The sequence below is a fragment of the Paraburkholderia sp. BCC1876 genome (assembly GCF_902833695.1).
Lineage (GTDB): Bacteria > Pseudomonadota > Gammaproteobacteria > Burkholderiales > Burkholderiaceae > Paraburkholderia.
The window spans coordinates 415,579-441,009 of sequence record NZ_CADFGI010000005.1 but is presented as its reverse complement, the minus strand read 5'-3'; the positions used below and the strand labels follow the sequence as shown (position 1 = coordinate 441,009).

Sequence of the window (25,431 nt, the reverse complement as noted above, 5' to 3'; positions counted from 1 at the left end):
GCTACGCCGCGTTGCGCAGTTGCAGGTCCAGCGCGCGCAGGCGCATGTCCTGCGGACTCATGTCGAAGGCGCGGCGAAACGCGCGGGTAAAGTCGGACGCGCTCTGAAAACCGAGCCCGTAAGCGATTTCCGCGATCTGAAGGCCCGGAAAACGGACTAGTTCGTCCGCCGCCTCGCGCAACCGGCGGTTGCGAATCACCGCGCCTAACCCGCCTTCGTGCTCGAACCAGCGATAAATCGTTGCGCGTTTCAATTGCAGCGCCTGAACCACGCTGGTGGGCGTGAGCTCGCTCTGGTGCAGGTTCTTGTCGATGTAGCGGCGCACCTGTGCCATCACCGCGGTCTGCAGCGCGGCGCGGCTCGCGCCGGTCAGCCGGGCGTGCTTGCCAAACGCGGCCACCAGCAACTGGCCGCCGGCCTGCAAGGCTTCGATCGCGCCGGCGGGGTCGAGCGTGGGCATTTCGCGGGCGAGCGCCGTCATATGGTCGAGTACGAGGCCGGTCAGCGGCGAGCCCTGTTCGACGATGCGGCCGTGAATGGCCGGGCCGTCCAGCTCCTGATCGACGAGCGCGGCCGGCACGAACAGGCTCAGCAGGCGCGACGCCGGGCGGTCGGCGCGAAACGGCTGGTTCAGGTCGAACGCCACGATGCCTTGTACCGAGCCCGTGGCACTGCGTTTCTTCTGCATGCCGGTGACGTGACCGACTTCGCCCTCCACGAACAGTTGAAACACGTAATCGCGCCGTGTGTCGGTAGAGACGCGGGCGACCGAGCGCTCCAACTGCATCGAATCGGTGCGGCAGTCGGTAAACACCATGCCGCCGACCGCATACAAATCGATTTCACCGCGAAATCCGCGGCCAATCTGTTCTTTCGACGGCGGCGCGTCGACCACGTGCCCCACCCGCTCGCGCCACGCCAACGCCTGCTTCTGCATGGCGACGCCGCGCGTGCTGAAACGGCTCGTGGAAATCGACGAGCGCGAATCGGCTGCGGCGGCCGCGGCCAGATGCGGGGGCAAGGAGCGCTGATTCATGAATAGCTTGCTGCGAACGGGAAAAGCATTTCCGGCGGGGAGACGGCGGCGAACACGTATTTTTGCACACCGTCGGCCAAAACTGAGACGTATGGTAAAGCGTGTCAAAAATTTTGCCTTATCGTCACATGATTAGATGCAGATCGTTTTCGCTGATGGCGCGGCAGATTGATCGACCGTTGCCCCGTGCTGGAACCGCAGCTGCGCGTGAAGAAAGCGCCGTCCGCCATACGCGGCGCAATGGGCGCGAGGTCCATGCTTTGCCGGCTGGCATTTCACGGGGAACGAAAGATGAGCGGCACGAACAGGCAATCCTCCGCGCAACGCGGCGGTCTGCGTCCGTCCAGTTTGGTGGACAGCCAATTGCAGCATCTTGAGAACGTGGTGGAGTTTGTGACGCGTGGGGACGCGTCCGGCGCGCAGCACACGCTCGACCACGAGTACTGGGAAAAGCGCATTCGTGCGCTGGAAGAAACCCACGAGTTGATTAACAGCCAGCGGCAGCGCATCACGAAGCTGCTTGCCCGGCTGGTGACTGAAGCGCAGGTGGGCCGGCAAAACCGGTCGGCCGCCTGAGCTACGAAATAACAGAGTCGCAAAGACCGGGGGCAGTAGCTGTGTAGTAGGGGACCAAACGATGCTCACGGGCATCGGTAGTACAAGTCGAGGAACCTGAGAGAAAGTGGCGATGATGCGAACGGGCCCAAAGAGGCCCGTCGCACATCGACCCCATCATTCGCCCATCGTGGCACCGTGCCCCAATAAATAAAAAATCCACGCGTGCAGTAATTTCGACCGCTTTTAAATAGGGCGCGGACTAATAGTAAGTATCCAGAGTACGCGCTGAATTTAGCGCTGATAAACTGTGCGCCGGAGCAGGACGCCGGGCCTTGACAGGCGCCGTTCGCTCCCCGAAATCCGGCCGCCTGAAATCGCCGGATAGACGGTAGAAACAGGCTTTTTCCCCGATTTTGAACGCGTGCCGACACGGCATACTAGCCCGTGTCCGAAGCGCAAAAAGGGACGCATGATTGGTTGTCCTGTCTTCCATTCATGCACGGTGTCGTATCGATCGATTCCCCTCGCCAACCTCTACCCACCTGATTTTGGCCAGTATCAGGGCTCGCCTGAGCCCGTTTTTGGAAGTGACTCATGAAGCCGGGAAAGAACTCGCTTGAGAAAAAACGCGCACACAGAACCGCCATGGCGATCGGCGCGGCGTTGATCGTGGCATTGCTCGCGTTCAGTGTGTGGCATTTTCAGCAGCGCACCGCGCAGGCCGTGCCGGCGCTGACAGGCGTCGCGAAACAGATGCGACAGGACCCGTCCGCATGGGCTCACGAAGAGAAAGACGCTTCGCAAATGCTGCGCGACGTTCGCGATGGCAACGTCGCGGCGGTGGGCGTGAGTCCCAGTGCGATTCTGGTGTCGAGGCGCGACGGGGCGAAGTATTTCGTCACCGACCACAACGCGACTTTCTCGCACGCGCTGCTGCTCGGTGAGCCCAGCTCGAATCAGGCCGCCGCGTATCAACTCGTCTGGCTACCCGACGCGGACATTCGCACGGGGGCGTCGCGCTGGATTCCGGTTTTCGATCAGGTGCGCGACGCCATTAGTCTGCTGCTGCCGTTGCTGCTGATCGGCGGCATGGTGTGGTTCATGCGCCGCGAAATGCGCGGCGGTGCGTCGCTGCTGAACAAGGCGCCCACGCTGCGCTTCGACGACGTGATCGGCGCCGGCGAAGCGAAGGCGGCGCTCGCCGATATTCGCGGCTACCTGTCCGACCCGAAGCAGTTCACGTCGATGGGCGTGCGCGCGCCGTGCGGCATTCTGATGGTAGGCGGCCCGGGCGTTGGCAAGACGCGGCTCGCGCAGGCGCTGGCCGGCGAATGCGGCGCGAGTTTCATCTCGATCACGGGCAGTTATTTCAGTGCGAAGTACTACGGCGTTGGCATTCAGAAGGTCAAGCATCTGTTCGAACTGGCGCGCAAGAATGCGCCCACGGTGATCTTCATCGACGAAGCCGACGGTCTCGCCAAACGCACCGATACCGGCGGCGGTCCGGTCGAAGCGGAGAGCAACCGCATCATCAATCAACTGCTGGCGGAGATGGACGGCTTCGCGTCGAACGAAGGTGTCATCATCGTTGCGGCGACCAATCACCCCGACAATCTCGACGAAGCGTTGCGCCGGCCGGGCCGTTTCGACCGCACCGTGCAGGTCCGTTTGCCGGATCGCGAGGACCGCGCGAAGATTTTCCGCTTCTACGCGGAGCGGCTGAAATCGAAGTCCGCCGACATCGACTACGACCAGCTCGCGCGACTCACTACCGGCCTGTCGCCGGCCACGGTCGCGATGGTGGTGAACCAGGCGGGGCTGGTCGCGCGCAAAGCCGGCGACGTCGAAATCGCGTCGAAGCATTTCATGGAAGCGATCAAGATTGCCCGTATCGGCGACGTGAGCGGCGCCGAGCGCGCGTTGAGCGAAGACGAACGCACGCGCATTGCCGTGCATGAGGCGGGGCATGGCCTGGTCGCCGCGCTGCTCGGCACCGGCGTGCTGGAAGAGGTCACGATTCTGCCGCGCGGCGGCGCGTTGGGCGTCGCGCTGATCACCAAGGCGCAAGACAAGCATCTGTATCGCGAGACCGAGATTCGCAATGAAATCCAGGTGTTGCTCGGCGGCCGCAACGCTGAAATTTTGAGGTTTTCCGAAGCATCGAGCGGGGCCGCGTCGGACTTGCAGGAGGCCTCGCGCATCAGTCTCGACATGGTGTCGAAGTTCGGCTTCAACCGCGATGGCGATCTGTTCAGCCTCGCGGCGCTGCCGTCGCAGTACGCGGGCCTGCAGATGAAGAGCGCGATCGAACACGCGAACGTGCTGCTCAAGGAATTGAACGAGTTGTGCTTTGGGCTATTGCACGCGTATGAACCCGTGCTGCGTGCTATCGCCGACGAATTGCTGGAACAGGAGACCGTTCCCGGAGAGACGGTTTACCGGCTGATCCGGGAACACAAAAGCACGCTCAAGATCGTGCATGAGCCGGCTGCGGCTTAACCGGTCTCTACTTTTCAGGCGAAGTCGGACGGACCCGGCGATGGCACGCCAGCGGGCGTGTCGGTTTCACCTAACGGGTTGCCGTCGTCGTCACCATCGCCTTTGGCTGGCGGCGGCGTTTCACCCTTTGGCGGCAGTGGCTGATCGAGGCCGGGCTCGACGGGCGTGGGAATGGCGTCGCCGATTGGCTTGGAGATCTCCGTAGGCGGGCTGCCGGGGTCTTCATCGGCCCGGCGTTCGGGCTCGTTCGGAAATTGGGTCAGGTTGGTCACGACGACTCTCCTGCTGGTCAGGGCAATACCCATTAGTCAGCAAGGCGTGTACCAGACACATTCGTCTAACCAACCCGCGCAGTTCGAAGCCGGATATAAAAACAGCCTATAAAACGCCGGATTTCCAGATCATCTGCGCGGCGGCTGCCACCACGAACACCAGCACCAGCGCTCGGAACGCCGTGGGCGGCAGCCGGTCGCGCAACGGCCGCACCAGCAGCATGCCCACGATTACCGGCACGCTCGCGCACGCCGAGATAAGCAGATCGGTCCAACTGGCATGTGCGCCGCCGCTCAACGCGAGCACCAGCGTGATGATCGACACCACCAGAATGATCGCGATCTGCTTGGTGAACACTCTCCCCGTGGCGCCCGTGGCGATCAGATACATCGCCAGCAAAGGGCCCGGCACCGACGCAATGCTCTCCATCAAAGCCGCACCGAAACCCAGCACGAACCCGGCGGGCTTCGCCCACCGCGGCGACAGCGTCAAACGCGGCGTAGCCAGCAGCAACAGCGCGGCGATCATCAGAAACGCGCCCGCGGCCGCCTGCGCGCGATGCGGCGCCAGCGAAATCAGCACGGTTACGCCGACGATATTGCCGATCACCGTGCCGACCAGCGGCGCCGCGATGCGCCGCACCGTGGGCAGCAGATTGCCGCCTTCCAGCGCCTGCGGGATATTGCCGAGAATGATCGGCATCGACAGCAGCAGCACCGCGCTTTTGATAGGCAGAAAGTGGCTGAGAATCGGCATCGCGACGAGCGGCACGCCGATGCTGACCACGCCCTTGACCATGCCGCCCAGCAATAGCGCGACGACGATACCCAGCAACGTGTAGAAATCGAGCGCCTGCAGGCTCGGGCCAAGCACGCCGTCGGCGAAATTGAAATGGAACATCGTTGAGGTCCGCGAGCCGGCCGCGTGCAGACGATCACAGGATGTCGCGCGGGCAGTGGCGTGTTGTTATCGGTCGGCCGGTTCGATGCCCGCGGATCGCGCAAGAGAGGAAGCAGCCGTTCAGTGAGGCCGCATGATACCGCGCCGTTGCTCGCGTCGCTTGCAAGTGAAACGTAAGCCAGGCTTGCGTCAAATGGCGTCTGAAGCGGTGTTGGTGTCGCGGCTTTGTTCGCGTGATTCGTCGCTTCGAGCCCGCTCGCGACGGGTGGCCGAAGCGATCGGCGTTTGCGGCGAAACCGGAACCGAAGCCGCCGCCGAAGCTGTGCCCGCTTCAATCGGCTTCACCTCAAGCCGGGTCTTCAACCGAAGAATCGGCGCTTCGATCCAGCGCCACGACAACATGGCCATGGCGATTGAAATTGCAAACGACGCCACGATACCGATCGCGTGCGCCCACAACGGCACCGTGCCGCCGAACAGCGCCGCCGCGTGACGGTTGCGGGTCAGGTCGGGGATCAGATTGTGATAGAGATAAAAGCCATAACTGATGCGCCCGAGCCCCGCCAGCCAGCCGGTTTCGAGCAAGCCGATCACCACCGCATTGCGGCAGCACGCCACCGAACACACCAGCGCCGCGATACAAACGCCGTACAACGCGCTGATCGCGGTGAAGAGAAGCGGATTATCCAACTGAGTCCACCTCGGCTCGCTTGCGCACAAGCCCGCTAGTGCAAGACTCAAACCGAACAACGTCGCGCCATGTCCGAGAAAGGCGCGCAATGCGCTCTGCTTCCGCGCAATCGTCAAGCCGCCGATTCCACCCAACGCCAGCAGCCAGAAATTGGTCAACGGATGCGTGTAAATGGTGATTTCCTGCCAATGCGCGGCACGCATGACCAGCAATGCGACAAGACCCACCGCGACGATCACCCAGCACACCACGCGATGCCGGCGCGCGGCCAGCAGTAGTAAAAGCGGCGCGAACACGAGATAAAACTGCTCTTCGATCGCGAGACTCCACAAGTGCGAGTAACGCCCGGGCCAGAAATGCAGCACCGAACCGATCCAGATATTCGACAGATAGGCAAAGTGATACGGCATGCCGCTCGCGAGTTCCGGACTCGCGATCCCGAACGCCATCAGCACGCTCATCACCACGAGCATCAGGTAGTAGATCGGAAAGATGCGCAGCGTCCGGCGAAACAGAAAGCGCCTGAGCTCGGCGCCGAAACGGCCGCCGCCGGTTTCGATCCGCGTGCGTTGCGCCGACAGAATGCCGATGATCAGAAAGCCACTGAGCGCGAAAAAAATCCATACGCCCAGATGACCGATCTCGCCGGCGTCGCCGAATAGTCGGTGCTGAAAAAATACCATCAGGACTGCAATCGCTCGCAGTCCGTCGAAGCCGGCAATCCGGTTGTTCATGTGATTGTCTTCCAGAGCGAAGGCGGCGCGCGCAACGCAGCCGGACTGGGCGGTAACGGAAGGTAGTCCATCGTACGATGAAAAAAACCGAAAAAAATCGCACGGCCTATTCGATGATTTATTTTTCGCGCGGATTACCGATTGCTTTTGCGAACCACGCCTGAAGCCGCAAAACTTGCCGCGAACTGAATTCACGACATCTCCGCATTACCGCATGCCAACAGCGGCATTTCAGATCGCCACTTTGCGCGCTGCGATTAAAGGCCACTTGTCAGCGCGCGGGAGATTGGCGCACGACATGGGTGGGAACGTTTTATTGTCATGGGGTTCCTACGAACAACAGCGGCGGCCGGCCGTCTGTCATTACGCGCCGCTTGCGCGTGTCATCCTGAGAGAAGCCGAATGGAAAACCGTCACGGGCGTTCCGAAGGCAGTCCGCATGGCGGACGTTCGATCGAAGTGGACTTCTTTCGCGGCGTCGTGCTGATCGTCATCGTGCTGGATCACATTCCGGGCAGCACGTTGTCGCATCTGATGTTGCACGCGTACGCACTGTGCGATTCCGCCGAAGTGTTCGTGTTTCTCGGCGGCTATGCGTCGGCGGCGGCGTACACGGCGGTGCTCGCCGGCCGCGGCGAAAGCGCGGCGAAGCTGCGCTTTGTCAAACGGTGCTGGGAGATCTACCGGGCCTATCTGCTGACGGCGGTGTTGACGCTGGTGTCCGGCGCGCTTCTCGCGCTGCTGCATCTGAATCCGCCGATGGTCGACCTGACCGGCTGGGCGCCGTTCTCGGCGCAGCCGCTGCACACAGCGTTCGATATCGCGGTGCTGCGGCGTCAGCCGTATCTGTCGAGTGTGCTGCCCATGTACGTGATTTTCGCGCTATGCGTGCCGTTCGCGGTGCCGCTCGCGCGCCGTTCGTGGTGGCTGGCGCTTGCCCTAAGCGTGGCGATCTGGGCGTTTGCGCGGCCGCTGGCCGCGTTTTTCAGCATTGACGACATGGCCGACTGGGCCTTTAATCCGTTTGCCTGGCAACTGATGTTCGTGCTCGGTATTCTGTGCCGGGTGCAGCCGATCAGCGAGCGCTTTCACACCAGCCGCACCTCGCGCTGGCTGACCCGGTTCGCCGTGATCGCGGTGCTGACATTCGCCGTGGTTAAACTATTCGTGCTGACGCAACCCTTGCCCGGCGCACTTAAACAGAACCTCTCTCCTGACCGCGTGATCAATTTCATCGTCATCGCCTGGCTCGCCGCGCAGTTCGTGCGCATGGGCAGTATCGCGTGGCTCGCGCAGCGGTTGCCTGCCGTCGTGACGGTCGGCCGCACCGGGCTGGTGTGTTTCGTCGCGGGCACGCTGGTGTCGCTGATCGTCGATACGGCCACGCCGCACACGTTCCATGGTTTTCGCGGTGTGCTGATCGGGCTGGGCGGCGACCTGGTCGCGATCGGCGCGCTGCTGATGATCGCGCGCGGCTGGCATGGCTGGAAGCGCCAGCCGCAGCGCGCGGCCGCCAATGGCGCGGGCTGCGGATGATGACGTGGGGGCGCCGGCTGAGTCGAGCGCGTGATCGGCGTCTGGCCGCTGCGGTCTCGGTCGGTGCCGCCGCGTTTTGGCTGGGTGCCCAGCCGGCGCTCGCCGCGCCCAAGGAAGCCCCGCTCGCCATGCGCTGCGCCGAACTCGCGGGCGCGGTGCTGCCGCCTGAACTGATCGCGTTGCCGACGGCCGGCGTGCTGATCGAAAGCGCGAACATGGTGGGCGCCACCGCACCCGGTAATCAGCAGGGCGGCGAGTATTGCCGTATCACCGGCCGTATCAAGGCGCTCAAAGCCACCACACCCGATATCCGTTTCGATCTGAATTTGCCGCGCCGCTGGAACGGCCGCGCGTTGCAGATTGGTGGCGGCGGATATAACGGGGTGGTGGTGAGCGGCACCGGCGTGATGCCGTTTTCACCGGATCGTGCGCCGCTCGCGCAAGGCTATGCGACCTTCGGCGACGACTCGGGGCATGTGGGCGATTCGTCGCTCGCGGTGTTTGGTCTGGTCGACGAGGCGGTGACGAATTTCGGCTACGCGCACCTGAAGAAAACCCACGACACGGCGCTCGCCTTGATTGCGCGCGCGTACGGCCGGCCGCCGCAGCGCATGTACTTTGCCGGCGGCTCGACCGGCGGGCGTGAAGGCTACACCGTGATGCAGCGCTATCCCGACGACTACGACGGCGTGATCGCCAATTCGCCCGCGCTCAATTTTTCCGGCGTGCGTCTGCTCGGCCTGAAGCTCGGCCAGGCCGAATATGCGACGCCAGGCGGCTTCATTCCGCCGTTGCTGCTGGAGCATGTCTATCAACGGACGCTGGCCGTTTGCGACAAGCTCGACGGCGTGGTGGACGGCATTGTCAGCGACGTCGCCGCGTGCCGCGAGCACGAGGCGGAGATCATCGCGTCATTACGCTGCGAGGGGCACACGCCGGTGCACGACGAATGCCTCACCGACCCGCAGCTCGCCACCTTGCTGGTGATGCGCGACGGACTCTCGTTGCCGTACAAGCTGGCGTGGGACGTTGGCGGTTATCGCGGCTACAACCTCTTTCAGGGTACACACCTGACGGGCATGCTGGGTCTCGCGCATCAACCGGAGCGCCTGCCGGTGCCCACGTTCTTCGCCAACGGCTATCTGTTCGCGCAGGGCGACGGCTATATCCGCTATTTCGTCGCACATGACGCGGCGTTCGACTCGCTCAGATTCGATCCACAGCATCCGGGGAAATATCGCGCGCAACTGGTTGCGTTGTCACAGACCATCGGCTCGATGAATCCCGATCTGTCGCGCTACATTGCGCACGGTGGCAAGCTCATCACGCTGCAAGGTCTCGCCGACGAAGTCATCAGCCCGAACCAGACCATCGCGTATTACGAGGCGCTGAATGAGCGCTTCGGCAACGATCAGGTTAACGGTTTCATGCGGCTCTACATGGTGCCGGGTTTTCAGCACGGCAGCGGCGTGTTCATTCCGTCGGTGGATCTGCTGGGCGCGCTCGACGCCTGGGTGACGCGCGGCGTGGCGCCCGAAACCTTGACCGCGACCGATATCGCACCGGCGACCAACGGACGCTCGCGGCCGTTGTGCCGATACCCGCTGTTTCCTCGCTATGTGGGCAAGGGGAGTGTCAATCTCGCCAGCAGCTTCATGTGCGCAGAACCGTGAAGTGATGCCGGGTCGTAGTGCTTGTGTTTGCAACGTTGGTAGAGGGTTTGAAGGGTTTGCAATTGCCACCTGCACCTACGCACCCCACACCCCATGTGAACAGAGCGGCAGCGCCCTTAATGAGCGCCACGAACGCCACCGCCCCCTTCCGCAGATCAAATCAGAAGCGCGACGCAAGCCCCGCATTACTGACCGTTCTGCATCGTCCCGCCGTTGACGCCATTGCCGCGAATACCGTTATTCGTTCCGTTGTTCATATTCGCCCCGTTGTTCATGCCGCCCTTCGAACCGTTCATCGGCGCGCTATTCGGCGACGCTCCCGTGCCGGTGCCCATGCCGCCACCGGTGCCGGTCACGCCCGGCGAACCGTAGCCCGAACTACCCGGGTTCTTCATCGAATTCGGACCGACACCCGGCGTAGCCGTGCCGCCTGCGCCGCCGGTCGTGCCGCCGCCGGCGCCGATGCCGTTACCGCCTCCGTTGCCACCACCATTGCCACCACCGGCTCCCGCACCCGCGCCGCCGCCGGCCTGTGCGTAAACCCCACCCGAGAGCGCCATCACGAGCGCCGATGCAAAAATCGCCTTGGTCATGTGTTTCATGGTCCACCTCCATCACAGTCGGTTAATGTCACGCGAGCGATGTCGCTCGCATGATGAATCTCGCGCAAGCGGTGTGCCTTGGCGACGCCGATCTTTGCGCATGAGGCGTTCCCGGCGACGTCTGCAAGAGTGGGTGCAAAGGTAGTTATCCCAAGCAATGACGACCGGACAGGGCGGCACGAAAAAGGAGGCGATCTGTACCGGGCAAAACCCAGATCAACCCAGGCAAACGTTTGCCTTGCGGCGCAGCCAGTGCGTCCAGGCCGACGCTCGACAGGTGTCGCCGCGACGTTCGGAGAAGGCAATAGTTACCTTATTTTTCCAAGATATTTGGACCGCTGAAGTAAAAGAATCCGATTCAGATCAAGGCACGTGATCGGTCCACTTGCACATCGGGTAGAAGGTGCCGATGAATCGCGGTAGCGGCACTGTTAAGGCGCTAAGACACATGCTAGAGTCCAATTCGCCTACCGGCAGCATCAGTGATTGCCACCAGAAAATACGCGGACCGGCCCGTCGCGCCGTCCGCTGAAAACGACTAGGGATATCCGTATGGAAACGCTTGGCGGAACGCGTCTCGCCCAACTCTTCAACGATCGGCAAACCGAGTTGCTGGGCGAGTGGATCGCTCAGCAATACGCTATCGCGTCGCGCCGCGGTGGCGTTGCCGAAGCGCAATTGCGCAATCAGTTCGTCCAGTTTGTCGCGTTGACCTGCGCAGCGCTGGGCGCTTCCGATCGTGTCGAATTCAAAACGCCTTTGTGGGACGAGGTCCGCGGTTTCCTGGCCGAAGTATCCACACAGCGCGCGCGGCAAGGATTCACGCCGGTCGAAACGGCCATGTTCGTGTTCTCGCTGAAAGAGCCGCTTTTTTCGCGCCTGCGCGTGGAGCTGCTGAACGATCCCGCCAAGCTGGCGGAACTCACGTGGACCGTCAGTACCTTGCTGGATGCCCTCGGCCTGTACACCACCGAGGTCTACCAGACGAGCCGCGAACAGGTGATCGTGCGTCAGCAGCAGGAACTGCTCGAACTGTCCACGCCGGTCGTGCAACTGTGGGACGGCATTCTCGCGCTGCCGCTGATCGGCACGCTGGACTCGGCGCGCACCCAGGTGGTGATGGAAAGCCTGCTGCAGAAAATCGTCGAAACGGGCGCGGCGATCGCGATCATCGACATTACCGGCGTGCCGACCGTCGACACGCTCGTCGCCCAGCATCTGCTCAAGACCGTGGCGGCCGCGCGGCTGATGGGCGCGGACTGCATCATTAGCGGCATCCGGCCGCAGATCGCGCAAACCATTGTTCATCTGGGCGTCAATCTGTCGAACGTGATCACCAAGGCCACGCTCGCCGACGCCTTCGTGATCGCATTGCAGCGCAGCGGCAAGTCGTTGCAGGTCGGCGCGTCACGCACCGAGGGCCCCGGCGCTGCGCCGGTCAACCCGTTTGCCGGCGTTTGACGCCGGTTCCCGCGCACATTAACCGGACCCGGCGATGGAACGCATTCCGATTTTGCGGATGGGCAAGTTTCTGCTCGTCACGATTCAGGTAGACATGCACGACCGTCTGGCCATGACCTTGCAGGACGATCTGACCAGCCGCATCGTGAAAGACCGTGCAAAAGGCGTGCTGATCGATATTTCGTCGCTCGACGTGGTGGACTCGTTCATCGGACGGATGATCGGCGACACCGCCGCGATGGCACGCGTGCTCGACGCGCAAACCGTGGTGGTCGGCATGCAGCCGTCCGTCGCGATCACGCTGGTCGAACTCGGGCTCGCGTTGCCCGGCGTGCGCACCGCGCTGAACGTCGAGAAGGGCATGGCGTTGCTAACCGGGTCGGACACGTTTTGAACGCGTTTGCCGGCGGACCTTCCGATACCGCGCCACTATCCTCCATGACGAGCCCTTCTTCGCTGCCAGGCGCTCAGGCGCCGTACGAGGTCCTGCCGATCCGCTCGGACGAGCAGATCGTACGGCTGCGTCGTCAGGTGCGCGAGAAGGCGGTGGCACTCGGTATGTCGCTCATCGATCAGACGAAATTCGTCACCGCGGCGAGCGAGCTTGCTCGCAATACCCTCACGTACGGCGGCGGCGGTGACGTACACTTTTATCAGGTTCAACAGAACAGCCGTAGCGGCCTGCGACTCGAGTTTATCGACCACGGGCCGGGTATCGCGGACATCCCGAGAGCATTGACCGACGGCTTCACCAGCGGCAATGGTCTAGGTCTGGGTCTCGGCGGCGCGAAGAGGCTGTGCGACGAGTTCGAGATCCGCTCGTCGCCAGGCGAGGGTACTCACATTTCGATTACTAAATGGAAGCCGTTCTAAACCGGTCGAGCGCCACCCAGCAGCGCTTCGAAATTGGCGATCCGAGCCAGGTCTCGTTCGCGCGGCGCGGCATCAGCGAAATCGCACAAGCCGTGGGCTGCAGCGAAACGATTGTCGGCCGGCTGGCGATCATCGTGACCGAGTGCGCCACCAATCAGCTCAAACACGCGCAGCGCGGCGAATTGCTGGTGCGCGCGCTCAGCGAAGTCGTGCCGCCCGGCTCGGGCCTGGCATCACGTTACGGCGTCGAGTTGCTGGCGATCGACAACGGTCCGGGCATTCATGACCTGCACGCCTGTTTCGTCGACGGTTATACGACGGCCGGCAGTCCCGGCAACGGCATGGGCGCGATCCAGCGGCTCGCCGACCAGCTCGATATCTGGAGCGCACCGGCTCGCGGCACGATTTTGCGCGCCGTGGTGTGGGCGGAAAGCGGGGCTTCGGCGGCGGGTTCAGTGGGCGCAAGAGACCCGAGCCATACCCGCGACACGGGCGCCTCCAGCGACTCCGCGCCGATCGAATTCGGCGCGATCAATCTGCCTCTTCAGGGCGAGTGGGTGTGCGGCGACGCGTGGTCATGCGGCTACGCGGACGGCGAATTCTCCGTGATGATCGCCGACGGACTTGGCCACGGTGAATTAGCCAATACCGCTGCGATTGCCGCGACCGATACCTTCGCCCAGCTCGGACCGTCGAGCCTCGAACAGATCGTCGAAGCCTCGCACGAAGCGTTGCGCGCTACGCGCGGCGCGGCGCTCGGTGTCGCGCGGATTCCCGCCGGCGGCGTCGCGCAGGGCGCGCCCGCCACGGCACGCTTTTGCGGCATCGGCAATATCGCCGCGAGCGTCTGGACGCCGCAAGGTCATCGCCATCTGGTGTCGCACGCGGGCATTGTCGGCCATCAGATGCACAAGGCGCAGGCCTTCCAGGTCGACTGGCCGCATGGCGCATTACTGATCCTGCACTCCGACGGTCTGGCCACGCGCTGGGATCTGAGTCCGTATCCCGGCCTGGCGCTACGTCATCCGGCGTTGATCGCGGCGGTGCTCTATCGCGACTTTGCGCGCGGCCGCGACGATATCACCGTGGTCGTCGCACGCGCCCGGCACAGCGAGCCCCTGTGATGATCGAACCGCTTCATATCGCCGTGATCGACAGTGAGCTTGCGGTGGTCGCCGCGCGGCGCAGCGCGCGCGAACTCAGCGAGGCGCTCGGTTTCGCGGTACAGGACCAGACGCGGATCGCGACCTCCGTGCTCGAAGTCGCGCGCGCCGTGCTGGGCGCTACGCGCGCGGGGCGCGTCGAGTTTCTGTTCGAAACCGCCGGGCGGTCGCATAGCCTGCTGATCCGTTTTGTTGCGCCCGCAACGGGCGTGGACCGGCTCACCGGGCGTTCGTCGAGCGCAGCCGGTGGACGCGCCGCGCAAGAACCGGCCGCCACGGTCGACGCATTGGGAGTCCTGGCCGCCCAACGTTTGATGGACGTCTGCACGTTCGACAACGCCGCAAGCGACGCCGTCATCACGCTGACGAAGCATCTGCCGGAGCAGGCGGCGCGGGTCGCGAGCGCGGCAGCGGTCGCGGCCGCCGCCGCGCTTGCCGCCACGCCGGCAGCGAGCGCGCAGGCTCCGTTCGACGAAGTGCAGCGGCAGAACCGCGAACTGGTGGACGCGCTCGGCGACCTGCAGGAACGGCAGGACGAACTGGTGCGGCTCACGCGCGAGCTCGAGGACACCAATCGCGGCGTCGTCGCGCTGTACGCCGAACTGGACGAGCGCGCCGTCCATTTGCGCCGTGCCGACGAAGCGAAATCGCGCTTCCTGTCGAACATGAGCCACGAGTTTCGTTCGCCGCTGTATTCGATCCGGGCGCTCTCCAAACTGCTGATGGACCGGGTAGACGGCGAACTGACCGAGGAGCAGGTCAAACAGGTGCGCTTTATCCGCAAGGCCGCGGAGGAGTTGTCGGAAACCGTCGACGACCTGCTCGACATCGCCAAGATCGAGGCCGGCAAAATCGAATTGCGGCCCGCCGAATTCGAAGTCGCCAATCTGTTTTCGGCGTTGCGCGGCATGCTGCGCCCCTTGCTGCCGGCCAGCGGCGTCGATCTGCTGTTCGACCCGTGCGACGACATCCCGCCGGTCTACACCGACGAAGGCAAGGTTTCGCAGATTCTGCGCAACTTCATATCCAATGCATTAAAGTTCACCGAACGGGGCGAAGTGCGGGTCCACGCGCGATACGACGACGCGGACCGCCGCCTGATCTTCTCGGTGAGCGATACCGGCATCGGCATTGCGCCCCAGCACCGTCAAAGCGTCTTCGAAGAATTCGAGCAGGTGGAGAATCAGTTGCAGACCCAGGTGAAAGGCACCGGGCTTGGACTGCCGCTTTGCGACAAGCTGTGCAAGCTGCTGGGCGGCACGGTCGGGCTCGAGAGCGAACTGGGCAAGGGCTCCACGTTCACGGCGACGATCCCGGCCTTTCTTCCGTATCTCGCGGCCGCACCGCAGGCCGCAACCGCACCGGTGGATGCAGGCAACGCGAGCGGCCCGGCCTACACGAGCGACATGAACGCCAGACCACACGGACACGATTTCTCATGACCGACTCGAGCGCAAGCCTGATTCTGAACGTCGACGACAACGAGGGCGCGCGTTACGCGAAAACGCGCATTCTGGCGCGCGCCGGGTTTGTGGTGATCGAAGCCGGCAACGGCACGGACGCGATCGAGCAGACCCGCATCGCCCAGCCCGACCTCGTGCTGCTCGACGTCAAACTGCCCGACATCAACGGCTTCGAGGTGTGCCGGCGCATCAAGGCCGCGCCGGAAACGTCCAGTGTTCTCGTGCTGCAGACCTCGGCCGCCGCGGTGCGGAGCATGGATAAAGTGCGCGGTCTCGACGGCGGCGCGGACAGCTATCTGATCGAACCGATCGAGCCGGCCGAACTGATCGCGCAAGTGCGCGCGCTGTTGCGGGTGCGTCGCGCGGAAGGCGCCTTGCGCGAAAGCGAAGAACGCTTTCGCCAGATGGCGGAAAACATCGACGACGTGTTCTGGATGCTCGATCCGGCCACCGCGCGTTTGCTCTATGTGAGTCCGGCCTATCGTCGCCTGTGGGGTGACGCGGCCCAGGAGCCGACGCCCGGCGCGAGCCACTGGGCAGGCCATATTGATCCCGAGGATCAGGCGCAGGTCGAGGCCGCCTACCGTGCGCTCGCCACTGGCGTGCCGTATGAGATCGAGTACCGCATCGTGCGGCCGGACGGCGAGACCCGTTGGGCGGCGGAACGCGGCTTTCCGGTGCGCGACGCGGGCGAGCGGATTTACCGCCTGGCCGGCATCGTCAACGATATTTCGGAGCGCAAGGCCAACGAAATGGTGTTGCGCGACGCCGATCGCCGTAAGGACGAATTCCTCGCCATGCTCGCGCACGAACTGCGCAACCCGTTGGCGCCGATTCGCAACGCGATCGAATTGCTCGATCCGAGTCGTTCACCCTCGCTGCAGAATTTCGATGCGATGCGTGCGGTGATCGGGCGTCAGGTCAAACATCTGAGCCGGCTGGTCGACGATCTGCTCGACGTGGCGCGCATCACGCAGGGCAAGATCACGCTGCGCCAGGAAATCGTGGAACTTGCCGCCGCGATCGAGGCGGCGATCGAGACCGCGCAACCGTCGCTCACCCGAAAAGACCATACCCTCAGAACCGATCTGCCCGACGAGCCGCTTTTCATTGTCGGCGACGGCGTGCGCCTCGCCCAGGTGCTCGGCAACATTCTCTCCAACGCGGCGAAGTACACCCCGCAAGGCGGCGAGATCCTGATCGAGGTTCGCGAGTTGCAGGACGACGTGCGGATCAGTGTGCGCGACAACGGCGTCGGCATGGCGGTCGACACCATTCCGCACATCTTCGACCTGTTCGTGCAATCGCAAAGTTCGCTCGAACGGTCCGACGGCGGACTCGGGGTCGGCTTGCCGCTGGCTCGCACGCTGGTCGAGTTGCACGGTGGACAAATCGAAGCGTTTTCAGCGGGGGCGGGACAGGGCAGCGAGTTCGTCGTGCGTCTGCCGCTGACCCGGCTCGCGCGTCCCGACCAGCCGCTCGCCGCGCCTTCCTCGGGCGCGTCGCGAGACGCGGGTCCGGCGTTGCGTTTGCTGCTGGTGGACGATAGCGTCGACGCGGCGCTGGCCATGTCGCTGGTGCTCGAATCGGACGGCTACGAAGTCCGCGTGGCGCACGAAGCGACGGGTGCGCTCGAGATTGCCGCGCAGTTCGAGCCTGAAATCGTGCTGCTCGATCTGGGCCTGCCCGGCATGGACGGCTTCCAGCTCGCGCGGGAAATGCGTGCGAGCCCGGCCACGGCCACGGCGTTGCTGATCGCGGTAACCGGCTACGGCCAGGCTGCCGACCGCCAGCGTTCGCACGAAGCCGGCTTCGATCACCATCTGGTCAAGCCGGTGTCCTCCGAGGAAATCCAGCAGGCGATCACCGCCCGCTTCCCCGGCGGGCGGCGCGACGCGTAGACGCCGCGCCGTGGCGGTCTGCTGCAAGCATCGCCACTTTCCATTACATTGCGGGGGCGGTGGCGCTTCTGCACCGTTCCCTCTAATCAAACAACGGTGTCTGCCATCGTCGAATCCATGCAGCCAATCGTCTCGGTCACGAATCTGTCGAAAACCTACGCCACGGGTTTTCATGCACTCAAAAACATCAATCTGGCGATCAACCGCGGAGAAATTTTTGCGCTGCTCGGCCCCAATGGCGCGGGCAAGACCACGCTCATCAGCATCATCTGCGGCATTGTCAACGCGAGCACGGGCAGCGTCACGGTAGACGGCCGCGACATCGCGACGGACTATCGCGGCGCCCGCTCGCTGATCGGTCTGGTGCCGCAGGAGTTGACCACCGACTCCTTCGAAACCGTCTGGGCCACCGTCTCGTTCAGCCGTGGCCTGTTCGGCAAGCCGAAAAACCCCGCTTACGTCGAAAAGGTCCTGCGCGACCTGTCGCTGTGGGAAAAGCGCGATAGCAAGATCATCACGCTGTCGGGCGGCATGAAGCGGCGCGTGCTGATCGCCAAGGCGCTTTCGCACGAACCGCGCGTGCTGTTCCTCGACGAACCCACGGCCGGCGTGGACGTCGAATTGCGCCGCGATATGTGGAAGCTGGTGCGCTCGCTCGCCGAGAGCGGCGTGACGATCATTCTCACCACGCACTACATCGACGAAGCCGAGGAAATGGCCGACCGCATCGGCGTGATCAGCGGCGGCGAGATCATGCTCGTGGAAGAAAAAACGGAGCTGATGCGCAAGCTCGGCAAGAAGCAGTTGACGCTGCAACTGGAGAGCCCGCTCGCGGCGGTGCCCGCTTCGCTCGCCGGCTACACGCTGACGCTGGAGAAGAGCGGCAACGAGCTGATCTACACCTACGAAGGCGAAGGCGGCCGCACCGACATCATCGCGTTGCTGAAAGCGCTCGACGACGCCGGCATCCGCTTCAAGGACCTGCACACCACGCAGAGTTCGCTGGAAGACATCTTCGTCAGTCTGCTCCGAGGTGATCAATGAACATCTACGCAATTCGCGCGATCTACAAGTTCGAGATGGCGCGCACCTGGCGCACGCTGATGCAGAGCATCATCGCGCCGGTGATTTCCACATCGCTGTATTTCGTCGTGTTCGGCGCGGCGATCGGCTCGCGCATCAAGGAGGTGGACGGCATCAGTTACGGCGCGTTCATCGTGCCGGGTCTGATCATGCTGTCGCTGTTGTCGCAGAGTATTTCGAACGCGTCGTTCGGGATTTACTTTCCGCGCTTTACCGGCACGATCTACGAGTTGTTGTCGGCACCGGTGTCGTATCTGGAGATCGTCGTCAGTTATGTGGGCGCGGCAGCTACCAAATCGATTCTGCTCGGGCTGATCATTCTCGCGACCGCGGGCCTGTTCGTGCCGCTGCAAGTGCAGCACCCGTTCTGGATGATTCTGTTTCTGGTGCTGACGGCGGTGACCTTCAGTTTGCTGGGGTTCATCATCGGGATATGGGCGGATAGCTTCGAAAAGCTGCAACTCGTGCCGCTGCTGATCATCACGCCGCTGACCTTTCTGGGCGGCAGCTTCTACGCGATCAATATGCTGCCGCCGTTCTGGAAGGTCGTGACGCTGTTCAATCCGATCGTCTATCTGGTCAGCGGGTTTCGCTGGAGCTTTTATGGACTCGCGGACGTGAATGTCGAAGTGAGTCTCGCCATGACCGGGTTGTTCCTTGCCGTGTTTCTGCTGATCGTGGCGTGGATCTTCAAGACCGGCTACCGCCTCAAGTCGTGATGGGCTGGTGAGCCGATGACCTGCTGGATCGTGCTCGTCGCCGCGCGAAGCTGACCGACATTCTTCACCACGGAGCCGAGAGTCAACATGTCCGTCGATTTGAGTCTGATAGAGCGAAGCGCGTGCGAAGTCGTCGATCTGCTGCGCGAAGAGGCCGTGAGTCCGCACGATCTGCTCGACACGCTGGCCGCGCAGGTGGCGCGTGTCGAACCGCAGGTGAACGCGCTGCCCACGCTGTGTTTCGAACGCGCGCATGCGCATGCCGACGCGCTGCTGAAAAAACCGGTCGCCGAGCGTGGCCTGTTGTGCGGCTTGCCGGTGCCGATCAAGGATCTGACGGACGTGGCCGGTGTGCGCACCACACGCGGCTCGCTGGTGTATCGCGACCGTGTGCCGGAAACCTCGGATATCGGCGTGACCTTGCTCGAAGCGCGTGGCGGCGTGGTCTACGCCAAGTCCAATACGCCGGAGTTCGGTTCGGGCGGGCATACGTACAACAGCGTGTTCGGCATCACGCGTAATCCGTGGGACCTGTCGCGTTCGGCGGGCGGGTCGTCGGGTGGCGCGGCGGCCGCGTTGGCGTCGCGCACCGCGTGGGTCGCGCAGGGCTCCGATCTGGCGGGCTCGCTGCGCACGCCTTCGGCGTTCTGCGGGGTGGTCGGTTTGCGTCCCACGCCGGGACGCGTGTCGTATGGACCGGTTGCCAATCCGTACGACACGCTCGGTATTCATGGGCCGATGGCGCGCAACGTCACCGACGCGGCGTTGCTGCTCGACGCGATGTGCGGCGAAATCGACGGCGCGCCGTTGTCGGTTGGCGAACCGGCAACGTCGTTTCTGACGCATGCGCGCAGGCCGCAGCGGCCAGCCCGGGTGGCGTTCAGCGAAGGGCTCGGCGTCGCTACCGTCGAGCCGGAGATTATGTCGATCTGCCGCCGGACCATGGACCGGCTGACCGCGTCCGGCGTCGGCGTGGATGACAGCGACCTCGACCTGAGCGGCGCGAAGCAGGCGTTCCATACGCTGCGCGGCCTCGCGTACGCGACGAATTACGAAGACGTGCTCGCGCAGCATCGCGACGTACTGAACCCGAACGTGGTCTGGAACATCGAGTTCGGTCTGCAACAGGACAACCGCGCGATGCTGTCGGCGCAGCGCACGCGCAGCCAGCTGTTCTACAAGCTGAATGCACTGCTGCAACGCTACGACGTGCTGATCTGTCCGGCTTCGATCGTGCTGCCGTTTCCGGTCGAGGCACGCGATATACGCGACGCGGTCGGCCAACATTTCGACACCTATATCGACTGGCTCGCGATCACTTACGCGCTGACGCTCACCGGCATGCCGGTGATCGCGATTCCGTGCGGGATGAGCGCGTGCGGCCTGCCGGTCGGTATCCAGATCGTCGGCAAACCGCGTGGCGAGGCGGCGTTGCTGTCGGCGGCGCGGGCCATTGAAGAGACCATCGGCACGTGGGCCACCGGCACGTCGCAAGCTTTCTGAAAGTACGGGCCGTAGCCTCTCTGCATGCCTGAACCGGCGTGGCGGCGTCCTGCCGCCACGTCCTCCGCAGTCCCTTCACGCCCTCCGCAATCCCCCTTAGTCCGTCCGGACGATGCCCATGCACGCCGAATCGCCGTCAATGGCGGTATGCGCCGACAAGGCGCGGACGTCGATCGTCACACACGACGACGCGATGCGGCAGCCGCCAGGGCCGCCGACAGAGGGAGACACGCATGAGAGCAGGAGGGCTGCAAATGAAATCCAGAGTTCAGCGCGATGGACTGATTGCCGGTTTGCTGGTGGCGATCGGCGTGATCGGCGTATCCGTGCGGCAACTCTACGCGTGCGCGTGGAGCGACGAGTTTCCCGGCATGGTGTGCACGGCGGGCTCGTCGTTGTCGCTGTTTCTCGGCATTACCGGCATTGCCGCGCTGGCCGGACGAATCTGGGCGCGCCGCTCCGGCGCCGACGAGCAATGCTTCACCTTCCTGGGGGCGGTAGGCGGCGCGGCGGTGGTGTTCGCGATGGTCGTGAGCGGGTTCTAGTTGCGGGCCCGGTGACGGGCCTGTAGTCGCGTGCAAACAGGTACCTCGACGGCGCGCGCGAAGCGGGCCATCGATGTCACCCGTGCAACCTCACGCGACGATCGCCGGATGCGCCTGCACCGGCCCGCCCAACGCTTCACGATGCGACGGCGGCTGCCGTCCGTCGAGATCGGTGATGCCGTACTCATGCGCGAGTTCGGCGCCCACCAGCACCAGGCCGGACTTGCTCATTCGCTGCGGGTCGCGATACAGCGCATCGATCAGGCGCCCCGTGAATTGCGGCGTTTCCGCGAGTTCGCTGAAGCCCGCATATTGCTCGGGATTGGCGGCAATCACGCGCGCGGTGCGTTCGGTTTGCAGCATGCCCATCCAGATCGATAAGGCGGCCACGCCGTACGGTTTCAGATCGACGGCCATGTCTTTGGCGAATTTGTCGACGCCCGCTTTCTGCGCGCCATACGCCGCGCCGTGCATATAGCAGCTCGCACCGAACGACGAAGTGAACGCGATCAGTCCGTCGCCTTGCGCGGCCATCATCCGCGCGGCGTGCCAGCTCGCGACATAGGCGGAGCGCAAACCGACGTCGAGAATATCGACCAGATCGAGCGGTTTCTCCCAGAACGGCGCGGGACGTATCAACTCGTCATGCAGGACGGTCGCGTTATTGACGAGAATATCCAGCCGCCCGCTCGCCTGACGGATGTGCTCGAAGACTTCAGCGACTTGCGCGTCGTCGGCATGATCGCAGGTGAGGGCGATGCCTTTGCCGCCCAGCTTGTCGATTTCGATCGCGGTGGCGTGTACCGTGCCGGGCAACGGCGCGTCGCCTTCCCGTTGCGTGCGGCCGGTGACGTAGACGGTCGCGCCGGTGGCGGCGAGCGCGAGGGCAATGCCCTTGCCGGCACCGCGCGACGCGCCGGTGACGAGCGCGACGTAGGGTTGATTGCGCTGAGTGATTGCTTGAGTCGTGTCTTGAGTCATGGGCAGTTCGTCAGGAAGTGGCCTGGAGTTCGTACGAAGCGGTTTGTGGTTCGGCATGAACCGAAGCAACCGATACAGCCGCCGCAACCGCCCCACGTGACGTATTCCCACGCGCAGCGGAATACGCGCGCGCGAGCGGCGCGGTAGTCATGGAGTCGAACGTGTGCGGATTGTCGGGATCGGCTTCACCAAGCGGAATGAACGCCATGATTTCCAGTTCATGCCCCGACAGCGCCGGCAATCTGAACGGACTCGACAACACGTTCAGGCGACGCACGCCGAGGTCGCGCAAAATCTGCGAGCCGATTCCCGAGAGCCGTCCATCCTTGCGCGTCGCCGTACCGTGATTGCGCTGGCCGCGGCCCGCATCGGCATGCATATCGCAATCGAGCAGCACCGCTACACCGCAACCGGCCGCGTCGATCTTTTGCAGCGCCGCGTGCAACGGCCACGAATGCGCGGACGGTTCCGCATCGAGCAGATCGAGCAGCGAGAAGCATTCATGCACGCGCGTCAGCACCGGGACATCGGGCGAGGGTTCGCCGCGCACCAGCGCGAGATGCGTGGAAGCGCGCACGGTATCGCGATACTGGATCGCGCGAAACGGTCCCCACGGCGTGTGAAGCGGCCGCTCGCCGACGCGTTCCACGAGCGACTCGTTGACGCTGCGATAGTGGATCAGATCGGCGATGGTGCCGATTTTCAGCCCGTGGCGCGCGGCGAATTCGATCAGTTGCGGCAGGCGCGCCATCGTGCCGTCGTCGTTCATGATTTCGCAGATCACCGCGGCGGGCGTCAAGCCGGCCAGCGCGGTGAGATCGCAACCGGCCTCGGTGTGGCCGGCGCGCACCAGCACGCCGCCCGGCCGCGCCGCGATCGGAAACACGTGGCCCGGCTGCACCAGATGCTCGGCACGCACGTCGGCGTGAATGGCAGTGCGGATCGTATGCGCGCGGTCGGCGGCGGAGATGCCGGTGGTGACACCGTGCGCCGCCTCGATGCTGATCGTGAACGCGGTACCGTATTGCGTGCCGTTCTGTCTGGCCATCGGCGCGAGTTTGAGGCGCTCGCAATGGTCGGCGCTGAGCGTCAGGCAAACGAGGCCGCGTCCGAAGCGCGCCATGAAATTGATCGCTTCGGGCGTGACGTGGTCGGCGGCGATCAGCAGATCGCCTTCGTTCTCACGGTCTTCCTCGTCGACCAGAATGATCATGCGGCCGGCTTTGAGTTCGGCGACGATTTCGTCGGTGGTGGCCAGTTTCATCGGTGTGGTCCCGTGCTGGGGTGAAAAGGGGAAGTGACGCGCGGGCGTGTCGTCAACGCGCGCCGGAGCCGAAAACGGGGGGACGTCGGTCGAAAAACGCATCGATGCCTTCGCGGAAATCGTCGCTGGCCGCGCAGTGCAGGAAGCTGCTTTGCTCGGCGTAAAGATGATCGGCGAAGCTGCGTTGTGGCGCCTGGAGCAGCAGCTCTTTGGTTTGCGCAAACGCATCCGGGGCAAGCGCGCCCATGCGCTCGAGCAGCGAACGCGTCTGTTCGGCGAGCTGATCGTCGGGCACGACCCAGTTGACGAGGCCGGCGCGCAACGCTTCGTCGGCGCTATGACGCTCGTCGAGATACAGCCATTGTGCGGCTTGCCGTACGCCGAGCGCGCGCGGCAGCGTATAAGTCGCGCCGCCGTCGGGCGAGGTGCCGATACGGCCGTACGCCGAGGTGAACGTGGCGCGCTGCGCCGCAATTGCGAGATCGCAAGCCGCGACGAGGCTTAGACCGAAGCCCGCGACCGCGCCGTTGACACTCGCGATCACCGGTTTGCGCGAAGCGGCGATGGCCTCGACCGCGCTCTGCGCGAGCCGCACGAGTGTGCCGATCGCACGGTCGCGAACCGCCGGCTTCTCGTCGAGCGCCGTGCGCATGCTGTGCAGGTCGCCGCCCGCCATGAACGCGTGGCCGGCGCCGGTCAGCACGATCGCGCGGATGTCGTCGTGATGCGCGAGCCTCGCGAGCTTGGCGTTCAGTTCGATCGCCATCGCTTCGTTGAGGGCGTTCAACGCGTCGGGGCGGTCGAACGTGAGCGTCGCAATGCCGTCTTCGGCCGCGAGGCGGATCAATGCAGTCATGTCGTGTCGGGTTAGCGGAGTCGGAAAGGCTCGACGTGCAGCGCGTGGCGCAACGCGTGCGCTGCCGTCGTGAGCGCGTGGTCGGCGGCGTCGAGCACGCCGAGCAGGCTCGCGAAACCATGAATCTGGCCGGGCCAGCGCACGTGCGTGGTCAGCACGCCGGCTTGCGCGAGGCGTGCCGCGTAGTGCTCGGCCTCGTCGTGCAACGGGTCGTATTCGGCGCTGATGACGGTGGCGCTCGCCACGCCGCTCAGATCGTCGGCGGCGAGCGGGCTGGCGAGCGGATCGGCGCGCTGGGCGCGGTCGGCGGCAGGGCCGAAATACTGGTCCTTGAACCAGCGCATCTGGTCCGCGCTCAGAAAGTAGCCGTCACCCTTCGATTCGTATGACGGATGTTCGGTTGCGCAATCAACGACCGGGTAGAGCAGCAGTTGGTGCGCAATCACCACACCGCCAGCCACGCCGCTATGACGCAACTGCTGCGCGGCCACTGCGGCAAGATTGCCGCCGGCGCTGTCGCCGGCAACGGCCAACGCGCCGGGTCGCACGCGCAGGTCGGCCGAATGGGCGGCGGCCCAGCGCACGGCGTCGAGCGCATCGTGCACGGCGGCGGGGAAAGGCGCTTCGGGCGCGAGCCGGTAATCGACCGATAGCACGACCGTTTGCGCCCGCTGCGCCAGACAGCGGCAGATATTCGCGTGCGTATCGAGCCCGCACGAAACGAAGCCGCCGCCGTGGAAAAACACCGTGAGCGGCAGCAGCGCGTTGCTGTCGCCGCCGTCGACCACCGGCCGATAAACGCGCGCGGCAATCGAGCCGTTCGCGGTGGGAATCAGCAGGTCCTCTTCCGCGGCGATCGGGTCGCCTGGCGCAAAACCACCGCCCGCGGCGAGGATCGCGCGATAAGCCGGCGCCGTGAGTTGCGTGAAATCGAGCGCGGGCATGCCGGCGAACGCGGCGAGCAGGGCTTGCGCCTGGGGATCGAGCGCCATCGGGTCTCCTTGGAATGGTTCAGCAGCGGCTATAGCCGGTATTTGAAAACGCTCGTACGCCCCGCAAAACGCGAGCGGCGGCGTATCGGACACGGCACTGAATGCATTGAAGCGCGGCGCTCTGG

The 25,431-nt window shown here is 64.1% G+C and carries 22 protein-coding genes and 1 pseudogene; 14 read left to right on the top strand and 9 right to left on the bottom strand.

What is annotated here, in order from left to right; genetic code table 11:
* Nucleotide 1: 1 nt before the first annotated feature.
* Nucleotides 2-1,036, bottom strand: coding sequence for a helix-turn-helix domain-containing protein (locus tag HWY05_RS20960; protein ID WP_176059455.1), 1,035 nt, complete (start codon nucleotides 1,034-1,036; stop codon nucleotides 2-4).
* A 186-nt stretch (nucleotides 1,037-1,222) separates the two neighbouring features.
* On the opposite strand from HWY05_RS20960, the gene HWY05_RS20955 reads away from it, so the two are divergent.
* Together HWY05_RS20955 and HWY05_RS20950 are read left to right on the top strand one after the other, a co-directional pair.
* Nucleotides 1,223-1,612: a hypothetical protein gene (locus HWY05_RS20955; RefSeq protein ID WP_231585013.1), complete on the top strand. Its 390-nt coding sequence runs from the start codon at nucleotides 1,223-1,225 to the stop codon at nucleotides 1,610-1,612.
* A 576-nt stretch (nucleotides 1,613-2,188) separates the two neighbouring features.
* The gene (locus HWY05_RS20950; protein WP_176059454.1) at nucleotides 2,189-4,093 is read left to right on the top strand and encodes an AAA family ATPase; all 1,905 of its coding nucleotides are present in this window, start codon (nucleotides 2,189-2,191) and stop codon (nucleotides 4,091-4,093) included.
* 14 nt (nucleotides 4,094-4,107) lie between these two features.
* Here the strand turns inward: HWY05_RS20950 and HWY05_RS20945 are convergent, their stop codons facing one another.
* From HWY05_RS20945 to HWY05_RS20935, 3 genes are all read right to left on the bottom strand, one after another.
* Nucleotides 4,108-4,398 (bottom strand): hypothetical protein, encoded by a 291-nt coding sequence (locus tag HWY05_RS20945; RefSeq protein ID WP_176059453.1) that lies wholly within the window; start codon nucleotides 4,396-4,398, stop codon nucleotides 4,108-4,110.
* A gap of 73 nt (nucleotides 4,399-4,471) precedes the next feature.
* Nucleotides 4,472-5,266, bottom strand: coding sequence for a sulfite exporter TauE/SafE family protein (locus tag HWY05_RS20940; protein ID WP_176059452.1), 795 nt, complete (start codon nucleotides 5,264-5,266; stop codon nucleotides 4,472-4,474).
* A gap of 189 nt (nucleotides 5,267-5,455) precedes the next feature.
* Nucleotides 5,456-6,691 (bottom strand): acyltransferase, encoded by a 1,236-nt coding sequence (locus HWY05_RS20935; RefSeq protein WP_176059451.1) that lies wholly within the window; start codon nucleotides 6,689-6,691, stop codon nucleotides 5,456-5,458.
* 402 nt (nucleotides 6,692-7,093) lie between these two features.
* On the opposite strand from HWY05_RS20935, the gene HWY05_RS20930 reads away from it, so the two are divergent.
* Together HWY05_RS20930 and HWY05_RS20925 are read left to right on the top strand one after the other, a co-directional pair.
* A complete protein-coding gene (locus HWY05_RS20930; protein ID WP_035555710.1) occupies nucleotides 7,094-8,227 on the top strand; it encodes an OpgC domain-containing protein in 1,134 nt (377 codons plus the stop codon).
* Entirely contained in the window at nucleotides 8,224-9,900 is a 1,677-nt protein-coding gene (locus tag HWY05_RS20925; RefSeq protein WP_176059450.1) for a tannase/feruloyl esterase family alpha/beta hydrolase, read from the top strand. The genes HWY05_RS20930 and HWY05_RS20925 overlap by 4 nt, the downstream gene beginning before the upstream one ends.
* Before the next feature lie 185 nt (nucleotides 9,901-10,085).
* Here HWY05_RS20925 and HWY05_RS20920 read toward each other — a convergent pair whose 3' ends face one another.
* Entirely contained in the window at nucleotides 10,086-10,502 is a 417-nt protein-coding gene (locus HWY05_RS20920; RefSeq protein WP_176059449.1) for a hypothetical protein, read from the bottom strand.
* Between the two features lie 552 nt (nucleotides 10,503-11,054).
* On the opposite strand from HWY05_RS20920, the gene HWY05_RS20915 reads away from it, so the two are divergent.
* From HWY05_RS20915 to HWY05_RS20870, 10 genes are all read left to right on the top strand, one after another.
* Nucleotides 11,055-11,963, top strand: a complete 909-nt coding sequence (locus HWY05_RS20915; protein ID WP_176059448.1) for an STAS domain-containing protein — start codon at nucleotides 11,055-11,057, stop codon at nucleotides 11,961-11,963.
* A 34-nt stretch (nucleotides 11,964-11,997) separates the two neighbouring features.
* Nucleotides 11,998-12,357 (top strand): STAS domain-containing protein, encoded by a 360-nt coding sequence (locus HWY05_RS20910; protein ID WP_035555716.1) that lies wholly within the window; start codon nucleotides 11,998-12,000, stop codon nucleotides 12,355-12,357.
* Between the two features lie 44 nt (nucleotides 12,358-12,401).
* The gene (locus HWY05_RS20905) at nucleotides 12,402-12,836 is read left to right on the top strand and encodes an anti-sigma regulatory factor (protein WP_051980683.1); all 435 of its coding nucleotides are present in this window, start codon (nucleotides 12,402-12,404) and stop codon (nucleotides 12,834-12,836) included.
* Nucleotides 12,821-13,960: an ATP-binding protein gene (locus HWY05_RS20900; RefSeq protein WP_176059447.1), complete on the top strand. Its 1,140-nt coding sequence runs from the start codon at nucleotides 12,821-12,823 to the stop codon at nucleotides 13,958-13,960. The genes HWY05_RS20905 and HWY05_RS20900 overlap by 16 nt, the downstream gene beginning before the upstream one ends.
* Nucleotides 13,960-15,441, top strand: a complete 1,482-nt coding sequence (locus tag HWY05_RS20895; protein WP_176059446.1) for a sensor histidine kinase — start codon at nucleotides 13,960-13,962, stop codon at nucleotides 15,439-15,441. The genes HWY05_RS20900 and HWY05_RS20895 overlap by 1 nt, the downstream gene beginning before the upstream one ends.
* Nucleotides 15,438-17,363 (top strand): response regulator, encoded by a 1,926-nt coding sequence (locus HWY05_RS20890; protein ID WP_176059445.1) that lies wholly within the window; start codon nucleotides 15,438-15,440, stop codon nucleotides 17,361-17,363. Before HWY05_RS20895 ends, HWY05_RS20890 begins: the two co-directional genes overlap by 4 nt.
* Nucleotides 17,364-17,480: 117 nt before the next feature.
* A complete protein-coding gene (locus HWY05_RS20885; RefSeq protein WP_035555726.1) occupies nucleotides 17,481-18,407 on the top strand; it encodes an ABC transporter ATP-binding protein in 927 nt (308 codons plus the stop codon).
* Nucleotides 18,404-19,165, top strand: coding sequence for an ABC transporter permease (locus HWY05_RS20880; protein WP_035555728.1), 762 nt, complete (start codon nucleotides 18,404-18,406; stop codon nucleotides 19,163-19,165). The genes HWY05_RS20885 and HWY05_RS20880 overlap by 4 nt, the downstream gene beginning before the upstream one ends.
* Before the next feature lie 87 nt (nucleotides 19,166-19,252).
* A complete protein-coding gene (locus HWY05_RS20875; protein WP_176059444.1) occupies nucleotides 19,253-20,668 on the top strand; it encodes an amidase family protein in 1,416 nt (471 codons plus the stop codon).
* A gap of 254 nt (nucleotides 20,669-20,922) precedes the next feature.
* A complete protein-coding gene (locus tag HWY05_RS20870) occupies nucleotides 20,923-21,213 on the top strand; it encodes a hypothetical protein (protein ID WP_035555733.1) in 291 nt (96 codons plus the stop codon).
* A 90-nt stretch (nucleotides 21,214-21,303) separates the two neighbouring features.
* Here the strand turns inward: HWY05_RS20870 and HWY05_RS20865 are convergent, their stop codons facing one another.
* The 4 genes and pseudogenes from HWY05_RS20865 to HWY05_RS20850 form a co-directional block, all read right to left on the bottom strand.
* A complete protein-coding gene (locus tag HWY05_RS20865; RefSeq protein WP_176059584.1) occupies nucleotides 21,304-22,170 on the bottom strand; it encodes an SDR family NAD(P)-dependent oxidoreductase in 867 nt (288 codons plus the stop codon).
* Nucleotides 22,171-22,369: 199 nt separating this feature from the next.
* Nucleotides 22,370-23,458, bottom strand: a pseudogene (gene ribBA / locus HWY05_RS20860) (bifunctional 3,4-dihydroxy-2-butanone-4-phosphate synthase/GTP cyclohydrolase II); the annotation flags it as partial.
* A gap of 52 nt (nucleotides 23,459-23,510) precedes the next feature.
* Nucleotides 23,511-24,314, bottom strand: a complete 804-nt coding sequence (locus tag HWY05_RS20855) for an enoyl-CoA hydratase-related protein (protein WP_176059442.1) — start codon at nucleotides 24,312-24,314, stop codon at nucleotides 23,511-23,513.
* A gap of 11 nt (nucleotides 24,315-24,325) precedes the next feature.
* Entirely contained in the window at nucleotides 24,326-25,306 is a 981-nt protein-coding gene (locus HWY05_RS20850; RefSeq protein ID WP_176059441.1) for an alpha/beta hydrolase, read from the bottom strand.
* Between the last annotated feature and the right edge of the window lie 125 nt (nucleotides 25,307-25,431).

Excerpts from the sequence above, each read along its gene's own strand:
- HWY05_RS20960 (WP_176059455.1), bottom strand. The coding sequence starts at position 1,036 with ATGAATCAGCGCTCCTTGCCCCCGCATCTGGCCGCGGCCGCCGCAGCC.
- HWY05_RS20950 (WP_176059454.1), top strand. The coding sequence starts at position 2,189 with ATGAAGCCGGGAAAGAACTCGCTTGAGAAAAAACGCGCACACAGAACC.
- HWY05_RS20945 (WP_176059453.1), bottom strand. The coding sequence starts at position 4,398 with ATGGGTATTGCCCTGACCAGCAGGAGAGTCGTCGTGACCAACCTGACC.
- HWY05_RS20940 (WP_176059452.1), bottom strand. The coding sequence starts at position 5,266 with ATGTTCCATTTCAATTTCGCCGACGGCGTGCTTGGCCCGAGCCTGCAG.
- HWY05_RS20935 (WP_176059451.1), bottom strand. The coding sequence starts at position 6,691 with ATGAACAACCGGATTGCCGGCTTCGACGGACTGCGAGCGATTGCAGTC.
- HWY05_RS20930 (WP_035555710.1), top strand. The coding sequence starts at position 7,094 with ATGGAAAACCGTCACGGGCGTTCCGAAGGCAGTCCGCATGGCGGACGT.
- HWY05_RS20925 (WP_176059450.1), top strand. The coding sequence starts at position 8,224 with ATGATGACGTGGGGGCGCCGGCTGAGTCGAGCGCGTGATCGGCGTCTG.
- HWY05_RS20920 (WP_176059449.1), bottom strand. The coding sequence starts at position 10,502 with ATGAAACACATGACCAAGGCGATTTTTGCATCGGCGCTCGTGATGGCG.
- HWY05_RS20915 (WP_176059448.1), top strand. The coding sequence starts at position 11,055 with ATGGAAACGCTTGGCGGAACGCGTCTCGCCCAACTCTTCAACGATCGG.
- HWY05_RS20910 (WP_035555716.1), top strand. The coding sequence starts at position 11,998 with ATGGAACGCATTCCGATTTTGCGGATGGGCAAGTTTCTGCTCGTCACG.
- HWY05_RS20905 (WP_051980683.1), top strand. The coding sequence starts at position 12,402 with ATGACGAGCCCTTCTTCGCTGCCAGGCGCTCAGGCGCCGTACGAGGTC.
- HWY05_RS20900 (WP_176059447.1), top strand. The coding sequence starts at position 12,821 with ATGGAAGCCGTTCTAAACCGGTCGAGCGCCACCCAGCAGCGCTTCGAA.
- HWY05_RS20895 (WP_176059446.1), top strand. The coding sequence starts at position 13,960 with ATGATCGAACCGCTTCATATCGCCGTGATCGACAGTGAGCTTGCGGTG.
- HWY05_RS20890 (WP_176059445.1), top strand. The coding sequence starts at position 15,438 with ATGACCGACTCGAGCGCAAGCCTGATTCTGAACGTCGACGACAACGAG.
- HWY05_RS20885 (WP_035555726.1), top strand. The coding sequence starts at position 17,481 with ATGCAGCCAATCGTCTCGGTCACGAATCTGTCGAAAACCTACGCCACG.
- HWY05_RS20880 (WP_035555728.1), top strand. The coding sequence starts at position 18,404 with ATGAACATCTACGCAATTCGCGCGATCTACAAGTTCGAGATGGCGCGC.
- HWY05_RS20875 (WP_176059444.1), top strand. The coding sequence starts at position 19,253 with ATGTCCGTCGATTTGAGTCTGATAGAGCGAAGCGCGTGCGAAGTCGTC.
- HWY05_RS20870 (WP_035555733.1), top strand. The coding sequence starts at position 20,923 with ATGAAATCCAGAGTTCAGCGCGATGGACTGATTGCCGGTTTGCTGGTG.
- HWY05_RS20855 (WP_176059442.1), bottom strand. The coding sequence starts at position 24,314 with ATGACTGCATTGATCCGCCTCGCGGCCGAAGACGGCATTGCGACGCTC.
- HWY05_RS20850 (WP_176059441.1), bottom strand. The coding sequence starts at position 25,306 with ATGGCGCTCGATCCCCAGGCGCAAGCCCTGCTCGCCGCGTTCGCCGGC.